The sequence below is a fragment of the Pseudomonas sp. SCB32 genome (genome assembly GCF_009189165.1).
In the GTDB taxonomy this organism is placed as follows: domain Bacteria; phylum Pseudomonadota; class Gammaproteobacteria; order Pseudomonadales; family Pseudomonadaceae; genus Pseudomonas.
The window spans coordinates 3023873-3042062 of record NZ_CP045118.1 but is presented as its reverse complement, the minus strand read 5'-3'; the positions used below and the strand labels follow the sequence as shown (position 1 = coordinate 3042062).

13 protein-coding genes and 1 pseudogene are annotated in these 18190 nt (G+C 61.4%); 3 read left to right on the top strand and 11 right to left on the bottom strand.

Going from position 1 to position 18190, the window contains the following annotated elements; genetic code table 11:
- Nucleotides 1-23: 23 nt before the first annotated feature.
- The 4 genes from GA645_RS14175 to GA645_RS14160 all read right to left on the bottom strand — a co-directional run bounded on the left by GA645_RS14175 (nucleotide 24) and on the right by GA645_RS14160 (nucleotide 7652).
- Entirely contained in the window at nucleotides 24-1826 is a 1803-nt protein-coding gene (locus GA645_RS14175; RefSeq protein ID WP_152223655.1) for a DUF1302 domain-containing protein, read from the bottom strand.
- Between the two features lie 44 nt (nucleotides 1827-1870).
- Nucleotides 1871-3019 carry an acetyl-CoA acetyltransferase gene (locus GA645_RS14170; protein WP_152223654.1) on the bottom strand — a complete coding sequence of 383 codons (1149 nt, stop codon included), beginning with the start codon at nucleotides 3017-3019 and terminating at the stop codon, nucleotides 1871-1873.
- 308 nt (nucleotides 3020-3327) lie between these two features.
- Nucleotides 3328-5979 carry a LuxR C-terminal-related transcriptional regulator gene (locus tag GA645_RS14165; protein WP_256676152.1) on the bottom strand — a complete coding sequence of 884 codons (2652 nt, stop codon included), beginning with the start codon at nucleotides 5977-5979 and terminating at the stop codon, nucleotides 3328-3330.
- A gap of 263 nt (nucleotides 5980-6242) precedes the next feature.
- Nucleotides 6243-7652, bottom strand: a complete 1410-nt coding sequence (locus GA645_RS14160; RefSeq protein ID WP_152223653.1) for a DUF1254 domain-containing protein — start codon at nucleotides 7650-7652, stop codon at nucleotides 6243-6245.
- A gap of 336 nt (nucleotides 7653-7988) precedes the next feature.
- On the opposite strand from GA645_RS14160, the gene GA645_RS14155 reads away from it, so the two are divergent.
- The 3 genes from GA645_RS14155 (at nucleotide 7989) to GA645_RS14145 (ending at nucleotide 10544) form a co-directional block, all read left to right on the top strand.
- Nucleotides 7989-9125: an AraC family transcriptional regulator gene (locus tag GA645_RS14155; RefSeq protein WP_152223652.1), complete on the top strand. Its 1137-nt coding sequence runs from the start codon at nucleotides 7989-7991 to the stop codon at nucleotides 9123-9125.
- Nucleotides 9126-9442: 317 nt separating this feature from the next.
- On the top strand, nucleotides 9443-9622 hold the full coding sequence (locus GA645_RS29290) for a helix-turn-helix domain-containing protein (protein ID WP_152223651.1): 180 nt from the start codon (nucleotides 9443-9445) through the stop codon (nucleotides 9620-9622).
- Between the two features lie 358 nt (nucleotides 9623-9980).
- On the top strand, nucleotides 9981-10544 hold the full coding sequence (locus GA645_RS14145) for a C40 family peptidase (protein ID WP_152223650.1): 564 nt from the start codon (nucleotides 9981-9983) through the stop codon (nucleotides 10542-10544).
- A gap of 290 nt (nucleotides 10545-10834) precedes the next feature.
- Here GA645_RS14145 and GA645_RS14140 read toward each other — a convergent pair whose 3' ends face one another.
- The 7 genes and pseudogenes from GA645_RS14140 to tssF all read right to left on the bottom strand — a co-directional run bounded on the left by GA645_RS14140 (nucleotide 10835) and on the right by tssF (nucleotide 18181).
- A complete protein-coding gene (locus GA645_RS14140) occupies nucleotides 10835-11995 on the bottom strand; it encodes an OmpA family protein (RefSeq protein WP_152223649.1) in 1161 nt (386 codons plus the stop codon).
- Between the two features lie 468 nt (nucleotides 11996-12463).
- Nucleotides 12464-13483, bottom strand: a pseudogene (locus tag GA645_RS14135) (IS1182 family transposase); the annotation flags it as partial.
- Nucleotides 13484-13619: 136 nt separating this feature from the next.
- Complete coding sequence (locus GA645_RS14130; RefSeq protein ID WP_152223648.1) at nucleotides 13620-13802, bottom strand: hypothetical protein; 183 nt, start codon at nucleotides 13800-13802, stop codon at nucleotides 13620-13622.
- 594 nt (nucleotides 13803-14396) lie between these two features.
- The gene (gene tssE / locus GA645_RS14125; RefSeq protein WP_152223647.1) at nucleotides 14397-14834 is read right to left on the bottom strand and encodes a type VI secretion system baseplate subunit TssE; all 438 of its coding nucleotides are present in this window, start codon (nucleotides 14832-14834) and stop codon (nucleotides 14397-14399) included.
- Complete coding sequence (gene tssJ, locus GA645_RS14120) at nucleotides 14831-15382, bottom strand: type VI secretion system lipoprotein TssJ (RefSeq protein WP_152223646.1); 552 nt, start codon at nucleotides 15380-15382, stop codon at nucleotides 14831-14833. Before tssJ ends, tssE begins: the two co-directional genes overlap by 4 nt.
- Nucleotides 15363-16448: a type VI secretion system baseplate subunit TssG gene (tssG, locus tag GA645_RS14115; RefSeq protein ID WP_152223645.1), complete on the bottom strand. Its 1086-nt coding sequence runs from the start codon at nucleotides 16446-16448 to the stop codon at nucleotides 15363-15365. Before tssG ends, tssJ begins: the two co-directional genes overlap by 20 nt.
- Nucleotides 16412-18181, bottom strand: a complete 1770-nt coding sequence (gene tssF, locus GA645_RS14110; protein ID WP_152223644.1) for a type VI secretion system baseplate subunit TssF — start codon at nucleotides 18179-18181, stop codon at nucleotides 16412-16414. Before tssF ends, tssG begins: the two co-directional genes overlap by 37 nt.
- Nucleotides 18182-18190: the final 9 nt, after the last annotated feature.

Sequence of the window (18190 nt, the reverse complement as noted above, 5' to 3'; positions counted from 1 at the left end):
TTCTGTTCTCCTGGATACGCAGGTCAGAAGGTTGTCTTGAAGGTGAAGGTGACCATGCCACGGTCCTTGAGCTGGGCCGGCACGCCCGCGAAGGCGGTGGTCTGGCCCGGCGTGCAGTTGTACTTGCCGTTGGCGCCCGGGGTGGCGCCGTCGACCGGCGACCCGCAGGTGTCGAACGGGCCGAAGTTGTCCACGTACTTCAGGTCGAAGCGGTACTGGTTGCGCACGTCGGCGCCGATGCCGACGGAATAGCTGCCGGTGTCCTCGTTGCCCCCCAGTTGCACGGCGGAATTGCCGTTGAGGCCCACGTTGTAGGTGGCCGGCAGATATAGGTCGACGCTTGGGAAGACCTGGTACCAGGTGGGCGTGAAGTTGACGCCCAGGACATAGTTGTCGCGGGTGACCTTGTCAACGCCGCGGTACCAGTCCTCGCCCTTGAACAGCTGCTTGTTGTCCGTCACGTCCAGCCAGCGGCTGTAGGCAAGTTCCACCAGCAGCGAAGCGCTGTCCCATGCCGGGGTGTTGGCGAAGGTGGTCAGGCCGTTGACCACCGCGTGGACCGTCTTGCCGCGGGCGACGCCGTTGTCGCCGTCGAAGCTGCCGATGACGCCCGGAGTGCCCGCCGGAGCGCTCGGATTGACGGTGGCCGGGACGCTGAGCAGCGGCATGTTCTCGCGGTAGTTCAAGTCCATGCCGACGCTGACGCCGGCGATGCTCTTGGACAGGCTGATGCCGTAGATGTCGATGTCGTCGACGTAGAACTGATTGTAGCCGCCGACGACGCCCGACATCAGTTGCGGCATGCCCACGGCCGTCGGTTGCAGGACGAGGTTCGGCAGGATGTCGGAGGTCTTGCGGTAGTACAGTCCGAAGGTGCCGTCGAGCCACTCCGGGCTCCACTTGAGCATCACGCCGTAATCGCCGCTCTTGTCGGGCGTGAAGGTATGCCCGCCGGTGAGGCGCAGGAACTGCGGGGCGCCGGGGACCAGGCCGTAGATGGGATTGGGCTGGGCAATCAGCGAGAGATCGTCGCTCCCATGCTGGATGGCATCGTTGAAGCCCAGGTAGGTGCCGGACTCAGGCAGGCGCGAGGCATCCCAGCCGAGGAAGTATTGGGCGCCGAAGGACAGCTCGGGGTTCAGCGTGAAGTTGAGCGAAATCTGGTCGCGCGGGATGAACAGCTCCTTGGCCTCGGTGCCGGGCACCGCCAGGGCCTTGGCGATGTCCAGGCCGGACTGCCCGTAGCTGTTGCCATGGGCGAAGGCCAGGATGCTCTCGCCCCAGTACTGGGTGTGGCTCCCCGCCTTGGCACTGAGCAGCGACTCCTCGCCGATATCCATGCTGCCGAACACGAAGGCATCGAGAAATTCCGAGGACGGCCCGTTGTAGTAACGCTCCGCGTAGCTGCTCAGGCGGTGCGAATCGGGCATGCCGTCCTGCAGCTGGTTGGTCGCCGGGTTGTAGCTGCCGACCTTGTCGTAGGCATGGTCGTACCAGGTGTTGCCGCTCACCCGGAAGCCGTACTGGCGGCGGTAGACCACGTCGAGCTCGTGCAGCACGTCGACACGCTGGGAGACCGGGCTGCCCGCCGAGAAGTTGCGGTTGCCGTCGTTGTTGTTCCAGGCATTCGCCAGCTTGGAGTTAGCACTCTCCACGCGCTGCGCGTAGTTCAGCTTGACCGTGTTGTCGAAGCGTACCTGGAGGTCCTCCACGCCCGTGTCGAAATCGAAAGCGTGCGCAGGCATGATCCCAAGACCGACCAGCACGGCCGATGCCAGCAGGCTCGGCGGTAGGTGGTGACAGGATTTATTGTTCTTATTCTTCATCGTCATCCTCGTTGAGTTGTTGTGACGTTGTTGCAAGCAAGACTTCAAAGGCGCTGGAGAATCGCCACCGTGACCGAGCGCCCGACCGCGGCGCTGTGCTGAAGGCCAGTGCGCGCCCCCGGTACCTGTCGATCTCCAGCCTCACCACGGAGCTGGTGAACCAGCTCCGCCAACTGCGCCAGCGGGCTCGCCCCGGGCACGTAGCCGCATCCAAGCAGTCCACCCGATGGGCAGACGGCGGGCCTGGTCTGGGCGCGAAGCGCAAACCCGGCCATCCCCTCCTCCTCGCACAGACCGAGCGCGGCGCTGGAGACCAGGAAGTCCCCCACGCTCTGGTCGTGCAGTTCGATCACGTCGAGGTCCTCCACGCCGATCCCAGCCTGCGCGCAGGCCTGCTCGGCAGCGCGCCGTGTCGCGGAGCGCCCCAGAAGGTCGAGCGGATTGCCATCGGCCAGTTCGCAAACCGGTTCGCCAACCCGCGTGCAGGTCAGGATGCCCACCCCACCGCGCAAGCCATATCGGGCGGCGAAGGCCTCCGAGCACAGCAGCACCGCCGCTGCGCCATGGGCAGGCGGGCTCAGGTAGGGCGGAAACCATGCCCCCCGCTCGAGTGTGTCTGTGCAGACGCCCGGGTTGAGGCGGGCCTGGGCACGAGCCCGATCCAGGACTCGCTCGAAACACAGCTCGGTGAGCCCCAGGCGCACCTGCAGCCAGTTCATCTGCGCGGCATACAGGGCCGCCGGGTGCTCACGTTGCGCAATCACGGCCAGTGGGGTGCCGGGCCGAATCAGCTCGCCCTGCTCTGCGTGAGGGAAGCCGTCCAGGCCGAAGAACTTCTGCTTCGAAAAGCCCGTCTGCAGGTCCTCGAAGCCAAGGACCAGAATCGCCTCCGCCTCCCCCGCCAGGATGCTGTTGCGCGCGAGGTGCACCGCCGCACTGGCGGATGCCCCCCCATCGCGTATGCAGAACATGGGCAGGCCGGCCAGGCCCGTCTGCGCCAGCAACTGTTCGCAAACCCCAACGCCGCTGTTTGCGCTTGACATGAAGACCTGGTCAACCAGGTCCCCGTCGATTCCAGCATCCTCAAGGGCCATTCGCGCTGCCCGCCCAACGAGATCGAGCAAGGGAGTGCCGGCGCGCGGCGCAGAGAAAGGCGTTACTCCAACCCCTATGATCAGAACTCGTTCCGGCATGCTTGCTTTCCTAGTCAACGACCCGCGGGGAGGCTCCCGTCAGGTTCGAAATCTGTTGAGGGAAAGTATTCTCGGAAGGCGAGGATTCCCCCCCCAACGCCTGGGGGGGCACCTGCGGATGGGCTGAGAAAGGCACACTCGCCCCAATGGGCGTGCGCTGGCGGATCGCTGAAAGTCAGTGAGTCACGGCGCAGAGGCAACGGGCCTGCGGGTGGGATTTGGGATTGGGAGCAGGCTCCTGCGAGCCTGCGAAACAGCCAAGGACTGGCTTGCTGCTCAGGGGTTCACGGAGCGAGATTGAGACACGGTTAGTGTTCCAGCTCCAGGATGCCAAGCATGTAGGCACGGTCCACCACATGCCGGCGTGTGCCCGCCTGGAACTTGCCGAAGAGATTCTTCAGATGCCATTTGACCGTCTCCTCACCGACGTTGAGGGCAAGCGCGATCTGCTTGTTGGTGAGGTTGCGGGCCAGCAGTTGCAGGATCTCCTGCTCCTTGGGTGTCAGCAGCCTGCTGGGTGCCACTTTGGCCACGGGCGCACGAGCCGCGGGCTCCGTCACTAGGCCCTTGGGCGCGGCAGCCGCAGCTCCGGAACTCTCCACGGACAGATGCCAGCGAGCCAGTAGCGGGTGGGTGTCGGCCAGGATGCGGCACATTCCGAATTCCTGCGCCAGACTGTGCGCCTCCTGCAGGCTGGCCAGACCATCGCCCTCCGTCTCGCGCAGCGCCAGAGCCTTGAACAACAACGCCTGAACCCGCTCACGGCCACGCTGCATCCGGCTCGCGAGTTCATGAAGATCCTCTGCGCATACCTGCAGCTCGGACCAGTCCAGTTTCGCCAGCAACAGATAGGCGCGTGCGAGCCCCACCTGCAGACGCAACTCCGGCCCCAGCAGACTGTCGGGATCATCGACGCACGGGGGAGTCACCGCCTCGACCCGTCGCCACAGTGTCTGGCAGGTATCCACCCTGCCCTGCAGCGCGTGCAGGCGAATCTGCTCGCCAAGGGAAACGATGCAGAAGCGAGGAATGTTTCGCTCCTCGCCGAGGGCATGGAGCGCCTCCAGCAGATCGTTGCTCCGGTGCGCCTGCCCCTGCAGTCCGGCCAGGCGCGCCGCCGTGACGAAGCCGTAAACGATGGCATCAGGGCTGGCCAGGCACTCGACCACATCCAGCCTGTTGGCCAACACCGTGGCCGCTTCGCTGAGCTCATTGCGCTCCAGCAGTACCGCCGCCAATGGACAGGCCAGAAGGGTCGCCACCGAGCTGCGACGACCGATGTCCTGCTCGGCGCGATGCAAGGAATTGCGCAACGATTCCAGTGCCGGCAGCATCCGGCCCTCCCAGTGATAAGTGACACCGATTACCCACTCGGCAAACCCCTGAATGGCATCCAGCCCCTCGGTCCAGCTGTAACGAGGCGCCTTGCGACAGATACGACGAGCAATTTCAGGCTGGCCGCGGAACAGGGCCAGGCGAGCCTTGCTGTTGGCCACGATGGCCTGCACCTTGACGGCATCCTTGGGTGGGGACGCAGCCCAGCGGTTGATGATGGCTTGGGACTCGTCGGGATGATCGGAAAAATACGCCGCGGCAGACACGATGGCCGCCGCCTCGCACATGGCCGCCTCGTCGATTGAAGGATCGGCCTGGAGCCTGGCCACCAGTCGCCTGGCCTCCCCCGAGCGATCGCTCATCGCCAGTGCCCACGCCGCAGCCAGGCACATGCGAGGACGTGACTCCACCTCCTCGGCGGGCAGCTCTCCCACCCATTCGATCACCCGGCCAAACTGCCCGCGCAGCATGATTTCATACAGGCATTGCTCGATCATGCCGTAGGCCTGCGCAGGTTGCTCGGCACACAGGTAATGACGCGCAGCCTCTTCGAAAAAACCGCGCGACTCCAGCCATGATGCTGCCCGTTCGTGCAACTCGAAGCGCCACGGCTGAGGCAACCTGGCAATCCGTTGCTGGAGGAACTCGCGCGCCAGCGGATGGATACGCACCCAGTCGCTACCCAGGCCCTCGGAGAAGATCGGCATGCTGGCGCACAAATCGGCCATCCACTTCCCGGCACGCGGGTCGTCGATCAAGGCGACACACAGGTCGGGGTGCAGGTTTTCCGGCAAGGCGATGCACGTGAGAAAGTCGACCTGCTCCGGCTGCAACGTCGCGACCAGACTGTCGACGAAGTAGCGCTGGATGTCGCCGGTGCAAGCCTTGAGATCCTGGATTGCGAGGTCCGGCGCAGCGCTCCTTTCGATAGCGGCAATCGCCAGTTGCAACCCGAGTGGCCAGCCCTCTGTGAGCTCGTGCAGAACCACCTTAAGATCGATGTCGAGACCTTCGCCGAAACGGTTGCCAAGCACCGCGATCGTTTCATCGACACGGAAACGCAGATGCTCAAGGCCCAGGCCAAGGAAAATCCCCCGCGCTTGCAGCTCGGAGGTCTGCAGGTTGAGCCGCCGGCGCGAAGCCATCAGCACGCGCAGATTCGCCGGTGCGTTGCGCAGCAGGTAGGTCAGGGCCACGCGAACGGTGGAGTCCGGCAGCACGTCGACCTCGTCGAGCATGAGCGCCACGTCGCCCCCTAGGTCCGCCACCTCCGCCAGCCATTCCGTCAGCTCCGCCAAGGCATCGGAACGGTTCATAAACTGGCTGGACGAACCGGCGAAAGCCGGCCGACCGCTGGCCACCACCATCGCCGCGCACAGCCCCTGGACGAAGTTCAGGCCGTCGTCACGGGCATCCACGGTCAGCCAGGCGACCACCGCGCCGCGCGAGAGGAGTTCCCGCCGCCACTGGGACAGCAACCAGGTTTTGCCAAAGCCCGCTGGCGCGTGAACCGAGATGGCCGTGCGTAAGGCCAGCTCATCCATCTCCAGGCTCAAGCGCTCACGTCGGTAGGCCGCCTTGTGACTCCTCGGCGGCGTCGTCTTGAGTACCAGTTCAGGCTTCATTCTTTCCACTTGTAGTGCCTCGGACAGGCAGATGCTTCTGTGCCTTTCAGCTTTGCTCCAGGCAATGACGCTCGGCCAAGCCGTCATCGCTGACGGCAGACAGCCTTCTCGCAGGTCACCAGGAGGATAGCCAATGGCGCGGCAAACTTTGGATGGGCGAGCAGCGGATGGGAGCAAGAAGAGAATCGCAAGGACCTGCGACCTTGCGATCCGGGGTATTGCACAGGCCCCACTGCATGCGCAGCGGGGCCTGCTTCGGGGCACTACTCCACCTTGTAGATCTGCGGCGGAGTCCAGGTGCCATCCAGGATGGAGAGGCCACTTTCCTTCGGCCAGTACATCCGCATCATCGGGATGAACTCACCCTTGGGCGCAGGCAGCCAGTTGGCTTCCTTGTCCTTGCCGGGAGACTCGTGCTGGAAGTACAGGGTCAGCGAGCCGTCGGCGTTGTAGTGCAGATTGTTGCGGGCGCTGACGGTGAACTTGTTCAGCGGGTTCGGCACGAACCACCAGCCCTGGTCGATCTGGTACATGGTGATGGACCAGAAGCCGTTCGCCGGAGGCGTCTGGCCCTTGGCGAAGGTCAGCGTGTATTTGTTCTGGCCCTCGAGCTTCTGGCCGGTGCTGTCGACCAGGGTGTAAGGATAAACCGCGTCCTTTTCCAGGTTCGCTGGCCAGCCAAAGGCTGCAACCACGGCGCGCTTCATGTAGTCGGTACCGTACACGCCAAGGCCCGAGGTGAAGGTCCAGCCTTTGACTTGACGACCCAGCGTGGATTGGTTCGCACCGATTTCCTTCAGGGCGACCTGCGGCAGATCAGCCAGCTTGGCCTGCAGGGCCGGGTCCAGATTGGTGAGCTTGAACGGCTTGCAAGGCTCGATACCAAGCTTGGCCATGCGGGCCAGCATGGGCGCGTCCGCAGCGGCCGGTGGCGCGTCCTTGCACATCAGGTCGGCAAGCTTGTTGAAGTAGCCCTCGGTGCCCATGGCCAGGATCACTTCCTGCGGCTTGTCGGTCATACTGAAGCCCGGGTTCGGGTCCACGGCGGGCGCCTTGGGCGTATAAGGCTTACCCCAGGCCGAGAGCGGGGTGAGCTTGAGCTGCCCCTGCAAGTCATTTACCGCTGCGTAATCCTGATCGGTGCCATTGGCGTAGGTCCGGCCAAGAATCAACATCTTGCGCGTAGCCGAATTTATCTGCGTCATGCCCTCTGGCACCTTGCCTTCCCAACCCGGCCCGGTCAGCAGGTAATTCGCCGCGGCATCGCCGGTGGTGCGCGCGCCGGGGGAATCGAAGATGTCCATCCAAAGGTTGTACATCGGCATCAGGTAATAGCGCTTGCCCATATTGGGCTGGCTGAAGACCTGCGGTTCACTCAGGTCCACCCAGGCAGCCGAATACAGGGTATCGGCGTTAGGTGCAGACACACCGCGATAATCTGCCGGTGGATAGCGCTTCACATTGGCAAACTGCCCCATGGGCGCGTGCATGTTGCTCACCTTGTCCACGTTGGACATCTGCACTCGCGTGACCTCGGTGGTGATCAGCGAGTAACCATAGACATAGGCGTCTTTGGCGATCTGCAGTAGCTCTTCCTGATCGCTGGCCGACGAGTAGCCAACCTGGCTGAGGCTGATGGCGGAAGCCAGCATGGCCGTTGACATGACTCTCATATGCATTCTCCTTGGCTATGAGATTGACCTGTATGCATCGTGATCCTTCGCAGCTCGGGCAGCGTCACCGTTGCGGCAGGCGAAGTGCCACCGCAGAGAGGTTAGCCATCGTTGCCAGAATCACCGCCCCGAAGCACTCGCTTTCTGCTGATCGGCAAGCTATGGACGCCTGAAAAACGGACCTAGGTCAATTGGCTACGGGAGCCGCGCTGGATAAAAAGATGGGCCGACTCTACTGCAGCCGCCGGAAATGCATCTTGCAATTTCGGACACCCACGCGGCCCCCGTGGGTGTAACATCCCGGTCCATACGAACAAGAGCAGACAGAGGCACTCCGTGCGTCCCGCTACTGCCGACTCTCCAACGGTACTCCATGAGAGCGTCGCCGCCGATCACGACGCGGCGGAGGTCGTCGTCCCGCGTGAGCGCTCAGGCCAGGGTGTCCTTGATTTCGCCTTGCCAGGTTGCAATCCCAACGAGGTCAGCACGGGGCCCGTGAAGGCACTTCCGCAGGTCATCGCCTCGCTGGGCGGCAATCCGCATCGCGTATTCGCTGCCGCGGATATCGACCTGAGCAGATTCCTCAACGACCAGGAACAGCGCCTAGACTACGTCGAAACCGCCCGCCTCTTCTCGATCGCCATGGGACATACGCAATGTCCCCATCTGGGAATGCTGGTAGGCCGACGCGTCAGCCTCGACTACCTGGGCCCCGTGGCCCAGCTCATGCACTCGGCCGCCACGGTCGGCGATGCCTTACACGACCTTGTCATGCACGCGCAATTGCATGATCGGGGTTCAGCACTGATGCTGCTCCCCCTCTCAGAGCAATTCAGCCTGTTCGGCTATGTGATTCACCGCCACGATCTGGCAGCCCCCAAACCGCTCATCGATACGGCAGTGATGATCGGCCTGCAGATCATGCGGGAACTGCTCAGCCCCACCTGGACGCCCGTAAGGGTGCAGCTGGCCTATCGCAAGCCATCCGACTCCGCGGCCTATCCGCGAGCCTTCCGCTGCCCCGTGCGGTTCAACGCAAACGTGTCGGGATTTGTGATCATCAACCAACAGCTGGGGCAACGGCTCGGAACTGCGGATCCGCGGCTGCACCAGTCGCTGCTCGGCGCCTTTGCAGCCGCCGATGGCCTGACTATCTCGGACCGGATCAGCCATCAGCTTCCCACCCTGTTACTAGCGGGCAAGGCCCGGTCCGAACAGATCGCCAACCGGGTCGGCTTGCACATACGGACGCTGCATCGACGCCTGGAGGCCGAAGGAACTCATCTTCAGCAACTGGTCACCGCCTCACGGCAGAGCCTCGCCTTCCAACTCCTGACTAATACGAACCTGCCCGTGTCTCTGATTGCCCAGTCACTGCAGTACCAGGACCCGAATGCATTCTCCCGCGCGTTCAGAACCTGGACCGGGTCATCGCCGCAGCAGTGGAGAAACGCATCGCAAGGGGTTGAGTAGATCGACGAGAGCAGACCGGCCCATCAGGAGTTAACCAGTTCGGGCGGACCTGGTGGCGGAGAGGGACTTGAAACAGGGCACCTGGCTGGAAAGGGCCAGGTGCCATCCGACCATCCGACTTATTGCTTGCACTGCAGCGCCAGAATCGACTTGGCCAGGGCCCATGCTCGGCCATCTAATTATAGGTTTGGCATCCTTCGTGGCCATCACCTAAGACGCGTTCTCCAGCTCGGTGTCGGCGCCCTTGCACACGACCTCCAAATGTCAGTGTTCGCAGTTTGTTCTAATCATTCAGGAGAAGCTGCGGTTGCTCTCCGATGGGCTTCGTTAAGCAGGTACGCCTTCGCCATGCGCGCCAGATGCTGTTACACGCCTTGCCCGGCATAACCGTGGAGGCAGTCGCCTCACAATCTAGGTTCAGCAATCTCGGTAATTTCGCAATGGACTACCGCAGAGCATTCACAGAGCGTCCATCGAACACCTTGAAGTCGACATGAGATTTCTATTCAAGTTGAGTGGGATGCGATTTGACTCTATGGGAGCTTAAGTCTACCGAGCAATAACTACACACGGCTGTTAAGCGGCAGGGCTTACGCTACAAGATTTGGAGCAGAGCTGCTTCGACAGGAGCACAGTTTAGTTGTACCGTCTGACTCCCAGACCCGGCCGGCAATCCGCAGCACTACATACGCCCCTTCCCTGTTTCCCCAGTCCATTCTTGGCCTGCCTTGGCTCGTCGACCGCTCATCTAGCATGGAATTTTCCTACACGCCTGCGGCACTTTCCTTACACCCATTGCTTACGGACAACCTTAGGATGCCTCCGCTTTAACGGCTTGCCCCTAGGTACATCAACATGCGTCCTGTCCGATGGATTCCTTTACTCTGGCTCTGTGCCATAAGCACAGCCGGCACCGCATTTGCCGACGATCTCGGCGTGCCGTCATGGCGCAAATACAAGCCTGCCGCATTGACGACTGATGATGGCCTGTCGAGCTCTGTGAAGCGTCGCCCGTCGAAGGATGCACTGCATCCTATCGATACGCAGCGCATCGTCAGCCGTGCACACGAGTTGATTGGTACACCTTACCGTTGGGGAGGCGATAGCTCGGACAAAGGCTTTGACTGCAGCGGCCTGCTTGTTTACCTGTATCGCAGTATTGTGAACCACGAACTGCCTAGGACCACCGCCTCAATGCTTGCCCAGCGGCATAAAGAGGTCAGCCGTGACGAACTACGACCAGGTGATGCCGTGTTTTTCAATAGTAACGGTGAAGGACGGATAAGCCATGTCGGTTTGTACGTCGGCAACAGCCGATTCATCCATGCCCCGAGGCGGGGCAAAGCCGTGCGCATCGACTCAATGGACAACAGCTACTGGCAGCGTAGTTATACCACGGCACGCCGCTTCCGCGGGTAAGCCTGTCCATGAAGCAGCTCAATAGTTCTCACAGTCTCAGGAGTGGCCGTTTCATTACTCAGCTTCTCAGTCAGACTCAGCGCATCCAGCTTGCGGACAGCTGAGCATTAACGGACTCCGTGCAAATAATTGACTTTATGGGAGATAGTATGGGGCTGACATCAGGCTCACTTCACCCCTCCGCTTGCCCTATGCTGGATACCGGTGAGGCGCCGGAAATTAGTTTCCGCCAATGACGTCAGCTCCCAATCATCTGCGAAGCTGATTCAACCTGGGGATTTCGATAAGGTCTAGGGTGTACAAGCGCCTGCAAAAGGCATCAGTTGGATATGAACGCGACGGTTAGCCCTACGCCCGCTCTCGGTGTCGTTATCAGCGATGGGCTCGCCGGCCCCTCTGCCTTGGACGATGAAACAGTCATCTGGGATATCCCCCATCTGCTGCATCCAACCCTTCACCGCTTCTGCGCGAGCGCGCGAAAGTTCGAGGTTTCGCTCCGAGCTTCCAGAAGAATCGCTGTGTCCGGTGATGACGATCATCCAGCCAGGCTGTGCCTTGATATTGATCAGGCCGTTGATTAGCACTTTGGTGGAACTCGATTTGAGCTCTGCGCTACCTGGGGCAAACAACAGCAGATTGTCCAACTGTACGGGATCGGCAACTGTTGGCTCCAGCTCTGCAGACGGTTTCAGCGTCGATGACAAACCGCCGAGACGCTCCATCCCCCAGAACAAAGCAGTCACCATGGCTACAACCACCATCATCAATAGCCACGGCCTGAATGCTCTTCTCCTGACTTCTGGCGGTACGCTATCAGCAGAGTCCAACTTGAGCACCACCACGGATGGCAGCGAATGCGGCGGGGCGCTCACGGCCTTCCGGGCATTGGACGTCACTCTCCCGCCTGGTGCTGCTACCTGGCGCTCAGTTAGGGAGGTTACACGCTGAATCGAACTCTGTAGCTGCTTGCGCAGGGCCTGAAGAGTCATCAGGGGAGCCCCGGCCTGCCCCTCCAGCCATTCGCTGAGCCGTCTCATCCCACCATCCAGGCTGCGGAGTATCGGTTCGTGCGCGAAGGTGAGTTCCTGCCGGCGCAAAAGCGGCTGCCATTGAGCGAATAACCAGGTGAGAATTTCCAGTCTCGCCGGCAGAGCCGGAGGCCACAACCGATCCCCGTCTTGTATCAACAGTCGATTGAGCAGGCACAAACCATCGTCCATACCTTCCAGGCCATGCAATTGGGCGCGGGCCAACGCGAACGCGGCGGCCGACTGCAACTCCACACCGTGCTCGCGGAACAGCGTCAAGCACAAACGCTCCACGCATGGCCAGTCCACGTCTGGGCGTGCTGGGTGGTTCAGCTTGGCCAGTTCCATACCTAGCGCATCGAACTCGGGGCACTCATCGAGATTACTGCCTAGGCTCAAGCGCTCCTCGAACAATGTCGTCATTCGGCTTCCATGTCCGTTAATTCGGGTGACGCACGGTCATCCAAGGATACGGGACCTGCGTATTACCAGGCAGCAGATAAATGCCCTATGAGTCCCGGAATCATGCGGGCTACAGCATCAGAACGACGTCCACAGCCACTAGACCCGACTCGTAAGGCGCTGATCGTGAAAAAACCCTCTTACATCGGTTACGGGACAATGTAAGAGGGTTAGCTTCTCCATCTCAATGCATGCCCTATTCCATGGACTTGCAACGCCAAGATAAGGCATGCGAGCTGCATGCGAAGTAGGAAACTGCCTCAAAAGTTCCGTGATAATTCTGAAATCAATTCTGGGGCGGATTTGCATTGCACTTGGCCATCCGTTTGCATTCGCTCTGACTACCGATTGCATCGGATTTGACCAGAACGGTCTGAAACTATGATCGGCAGAGAACGGCCCAGGCCGTGTAAAAACGCAGCGGGTGTGGGCCGCGTCGTAGATGAAATCATCGCGGCCAAAGCGACCCGCTGCGGCGGCCGAGGTCTTGGCCTTGGGTACGAAGGCGGTGATGCCAGCCTCGTGGCAGGCGAGGATTTCCTCGCCCTTGAAATAGCCCCGGTCGGCGACCACTGAGAGTTCCTCGACGCCCATGCCTTCCCGCGCCTGCGCGGCCATGGCACTCAGTTGGTCACGGTCAACGCCGTCGTTGGTGACTTCGTGCGTCACGATCAGGTGATGCTTCGTATCGACTGCTGCCTGCATGTTGTAGCCAACCAGGCCGCTGCCGCGCGTCTTCATCGAGCGGGCATCAGGATCGGCCAGGGAGTTCTGCTTGTCTGGGGTGGCCTCAAGCTGGGTCTCGATGGCCTGGAGTTCCTGCATCTTGGCTTTCAGCGCCGCGATCTTGTTGTGCAAGCGTTCGGCCTTGGCCTACCCCACCGCAGGCTCTTGCCGATCGGCAGTGTCCAGCGCGGTGAGGTAGCGGCTGATGCTGGATTCGATTTCCGCCATCCGCCGTTGCAGCTTGGCGCTGGTGAAGTTGCGGTCGCGATTGTTGACCGCCTTGAACTTGCTGCCGTCGATGGCCACCAACGCCTCGGCGAACAGACCGAGCTGCTGGCACAGAACCACGAACTGCCGGCAGGCACCGCGAATGGCTTTGCCGTTGTCCTTGCGGAAGTTGGCGATGGTCTTGAAGTCCGGCATCAAGCGCCCAGTCAGCCACATCAGCTCGACGTTGCGCTGTGCCTCACGCTCAAGGCGGCGGCTGGACTGGATGCGGTTGAGGTAGCCGTAGATGTAGATCTTCAGCAGGGCGGCAGGATGGTAAGCCGGTCTGCCCGTTTCTGCGGGGACGACCCCGTCAAAACCGAGTCGGCCGAGGTCGAGGTCATCGACGAACGCATCGACCACCCGCACCGGATTGGTGTCTGCGACGTAGTCATCCAGGCTCTCGGGCAGCAGTGTGCTGTGGCCTCGATGTTCTCCCTGGATGAAACGCTTCATGGCTAGCCCTGCTGAGTTTGACTCCATCAAATCTCAGCAAGGTCGATGCCAATGTTTTTACACGGTCTGGGCCAGAAGCAGACGTTCTGCCTGCATCTCTTGCCTGAGATCCGGTGCCCAGTTAGAGCGAGAAGTATCAAATCGAACGACGTCGATTTGCACCGGCCAGACGGCCGACCGGCTCAAGCTCTTTGCCTCTTTCCAAGCCAACAGCGATGATGCGTCGCTCCATCTCTGTTACCTCACCAGCCAGCCTCCTGGCGTCAGCTTCAAACTCGGCAATTCGGTGCTTCAGGTCCTTTCGGCGCTTTCTCGACATACAGACCTCCCAAAACAGAACTGTACTTCAGGGTAGCCGCTTTTTGAGTGGCCACTGAGTGTTGGAGATCGCTGCCGCCCATCCACCGGAGTAATCATCAGGAGGTAATCAGCCACTCAGGGACGCACGTTATGGGTCGTTCTCTGCCGATCATGGCCACTCGTGTGATGGTCAGATCCAATGCAAATGCTTGGTCAAGTAAGTGCAATTGCGCAATTGGGCGCCGACCATTTAATTCGTCGCGGCCAGGCTGCTCGCCTACCCCGCCTCTGCATGCTGCCATACGACTAACGGGCACGTTATGGACTCGTGCTTACTGGCTCAAATGACGAGTTGGCGTTCTACGCCATATAAAAAAGCCCTCTTGCACCGGCTGCGGGCGATGCAAGAGGGCTTTGGCTCCCCATCTCAAACAGGCCCTAAGTCCGTGGGCCTAGCGGTAAAGGTACGAGGCTCTAAAGAGCCGTGGAATCAGAAATTTCCCAAGTTGATTGATGGAATTTCTGCCGTCTACAACAAACGGCAGAGGGCGCTCTCCTCTCATGCGGAGGACAGGTTTTTAAATCAATGCGCATAGAATTCTGTTCCCTTTAACTAGGGCAGCAGGTAGTCCATGTGCTTCAGGTGGCGAACGAGAACTTTCCTCTCCGGCGCCAGAGAGGTGCCGAAGGTCATACGCGCACCGTCACGCAGCTCCACGTCCAGGCTGTATTCCAGTTGCCCCGGGCGAGTCTGCGACAACAGATCAATGCGGATGTCCGCCAAGCGCGGCTCGTACTTGAGCAGCATCCGCGTCATCGTGCCAATCAGGCCATGTGCGCTGCCCGGCATACCATGCAGGATCTGGCTCATGTCCGGCAGGCCGTAGTCGGGCAGATGGCTGAGGGTGCCTGCCCGGCAATTGAGGATGCGCTGCAGGTTGTCCAGCACTGAAAGCAGGGATTGATCCTCCTCGCGCACCCGATGCAGATCGAGCTCACCGGTGAAGTTCTGCAACAGCAGCTCGTAGAGCGACGGACTCTGCTCACTCACCACCAGGAATCCTTCTGCGGAAGCGATACGAGGTTTAGGCGGTTGTCACCCAACTCGATCACCCGTGGGTAATCTGGGTCCAGCTCATCGCGTGCCAGTATTAGACGCCAATTCCCCTCTTGCCTATCAGGAGCGCGAAATAACGCAACCACGGCGACGAACTTCGTCTCATTGGCCAGCGCGGCATTCAGTTGTGCTCCCTCCCCTGGCTTCAAGACGAGCCAGTGCTCGTCCAGCAAGTCCTCTGCCAGCACACTACTGCTGTTGCTTAACAGACTCGGGTAGTCCGCCTTGTCCAGTGCCTTGTCATCCTTCAACTGATAGATACGCACCAAGGTCGATACCGACAGTGCTGACATATCAGCAGACGAAGTGTTCAGCGCAGTGCGGGCATTGAAGTCCAGGTGCAGGACTTTGACCTGCTTGTAGAAAATTCCATGAGCTATGGAGCTTCCACCATCCACCGCGCGCTGGGTGAGCCCACAACCACTGAGTAGGAGACCGAATGCGGTGGCCGCAAGCAGAGTCCTAGAAACGGTATGCGACATGCTGTGTCTCCCTATGCTTCATGTTTTCGCTCAATCCCTGGTAGCGCCCCAGATTGACGGTTATGCACGACTGCCCGGCGTCGGCATCGAGCCCCAGTACGCCCGTCAGCCCCAGCAACACCGGGGCGCCGCCCAGCACTGGCTGCGCCAGGCATTTCACCGGCAAGGTAAGCTGCAATTTCGCGGTGCATCGCCACCCCAGGTACACCCGCAACAGCACCAGCAGATCGCTGTGCAGTTGGCTTCCCGGCAGCCAGCCTTGCGCCTCGGCAAGGTCCTCGGTCACCAGCTCCAGACGCACCTGGCTATTGGCATCCGCCCCCACGGCGCCCAGCGGCGTGCCCTGGGAGAGGCTGACGGGTCGCTCTTTCGACAGGCTGGCAGGTTGTGCCAGCGGCACCTTTCGGGGCCAGTGCGCAGTCACACGTGCCTGTGTGTTCGGCGCCAGCAGCTTCACCAGTGCGCTGATGCCCTCGGCATTGCGGGTCGGCAGGCGCATCACGCTGAGCAAGGCGAGGAAACGCGATACCGGCGTGGCGATGTGGTTCGCCGTCCCCGGAATACCCAGCCCGATCAGCCCGAGCAGGCATTGCGAGGTGCTATCCGTGCCACCGGCTTCGAAGGTGGCGGGATAGGAGTACTTGCGCCAGATGCGGTAGAACTGGGTGAAGATGCGGTGGTTGAAGATGTCGAGGAAGGCCTCCAGCGCCTCGTGCCCCTCCCGGCGCTGGGTAATGTCGTCCAGGTAGGCAGTGGGCAACGGAGAGTCGACGCCGTACAAACCGAGCAACCGGGTACGCACCGTGGCGGGGCGCTCGGGATACTCCTCGTCGAACTCAATGGCCTTAAGCTCGCCAGCGGGAAACGCCATGCCGGGGTGCGGACGAAAACGCACAGCATCGTCGCTGGGCCGTGTCGTGGTCCCCAAGGGGGGATTGTCCGGAGCCGCCGCTTCGATCAACTGGCAGAAGCGGTACAGGTTCGCTTCGGACACCCGGCCCGCCAGCCTCTCCAGCAGACCGCTGGCCTTCAGCCGGGGATACGCTGACTGTGGTTTTCGGTCCATCGTAGGCACTTACCGGTAGGTTGCAGGACCAGCGTGAGCTGGTTGAACAGGTGGATATCGGCGTACAGGGCAAAGAAGCGATTGAGCATCTCGCCGAACAGACTGATGTCGCCCTCGCCACAGAAACCGTTGGCATCCAGCGTCACCTCGATGTCCACGCCGCGCAGCAGGAAGCCCTTCTCGAAGCGCTGGATCAGGTGATGGCGAACCTCGACGATGGCTGCCAGCCGGCGGCGGTTCAGCTCGCTGTGGGTCCAGTCGTACAGCGCCAGGGTGCCGCGCAGCACTTCGGCGTTGTCCAGCATCGGCAGGAAGTTGGAGCCCAGGTGACTGAGCACGCGCCAGTGGAAGCGGTCCTGGTTGGGCGGATAGCACGGCAGGGTCGGCGCACAGAGATTGCGCACCTTCAGGCCCATCAGCGGCGTCTTCACCAGTGAGTCCAGCAGGGTGCTCTGCAGCGCCTTGCGCGGCAGTTGGCCGTTGGTGCCGGTAAGGCGCAGTGACAGGCTTTCGCTCTGGCTCAGCCGGTCGGCATCGAAGCCCTCACCGCCAAGAATCAGCCAGGTGTCGTGCATACCGTTCGCCCCGCGCTTCATCCGAGTATGGAAGTAGCGCTCCGGCGCTTCGTCACGCAGCATGCCGCCCTTGTGGCGGAAACTGGTGAACGGTACGTAGTCACAATGCGATGAGTGTTTGGACGAGGAGACGCCGTCCACCGAGTAGATTTCAGTGTGCCCGTCCTGCAGGCGCATCGGCCGCAGCAGGTAATCGGTCTGCAATGGCGACAGCGTCAGGGGGTCGGCCTCGAGCGGGAACAGGTTGATCACCGGCACCGCGTGCAGCCGTACATGCTCGGCGCTCACCGCGAACTCGTGCGCCCACTGCTCGCTCAGTACCACCTCGAGTTCGAAGCCTGAAAAGCCCGGTGCAATCGGCATCTGCTCCAGCCCGCAGAGCGTGACGAACATGAACTTCTCGCGGAAGGTGAAATACTCCAGCAGCAGTTGATAGCCGCTGAAGGCGCCGTCCCCCTTGGGCCAGAGGCGGTCGTCCTCGCCAAACCCCTTCGGGGAGAAATGCCCGCTCAGCTTCAGCCGGTCGGGCTGGCCCGGTACGCGGACATACAGCGTTTGCGCCTTCAGCGTCAGGGCATGGTGCAGTGCGCAGGCCAAGGGAGCGTCGGCATTGAGGTACAGCGGCAGGCGGCTCAGATCGATCTGCGACCAGTCCGCCAGGGGACTGCAGGCAAATCGCAGGTGCAGGACCGAGCGCCCGTCCGGCTCACTGGTCACCCGCACCGAGTCGATGGTCATCGGATACAGCGTGACATTCAGGGTGGTGGTATAGCGGCAGCGCGTACGCCGCGGCCCCACCGGCTGCGACATGACCTCGAAGCCCTGCGGCACCGCCTCGCAGCGCTTCATCTCGCGATAGTCCGGCGTCAACTCGACCACCGACAGCGACGGAATGGTGCGCAGATAGTGCGGCCACAGCAGGCTCACCAGCCCCTCGGTCAGCTCCGGCAGATCGTCATCGAGCTTCTCGCGCAGACGCCCCATGAGGAACGCGAAGCCCTCGAACAGCCGTTCCACGAAGGGATCGCGGGCGCCGGCCTTGTCCAGGTTGAGCTGCGCGGCCCGGTCAGGGAACGCCTCGGCGAACTCCTTGCCCGCTTCGCGCAGGTAGCGCATTTCGGCATCGAAATAACGCAGTGTCAGATTGTCCATGCTCACCGTTATAAA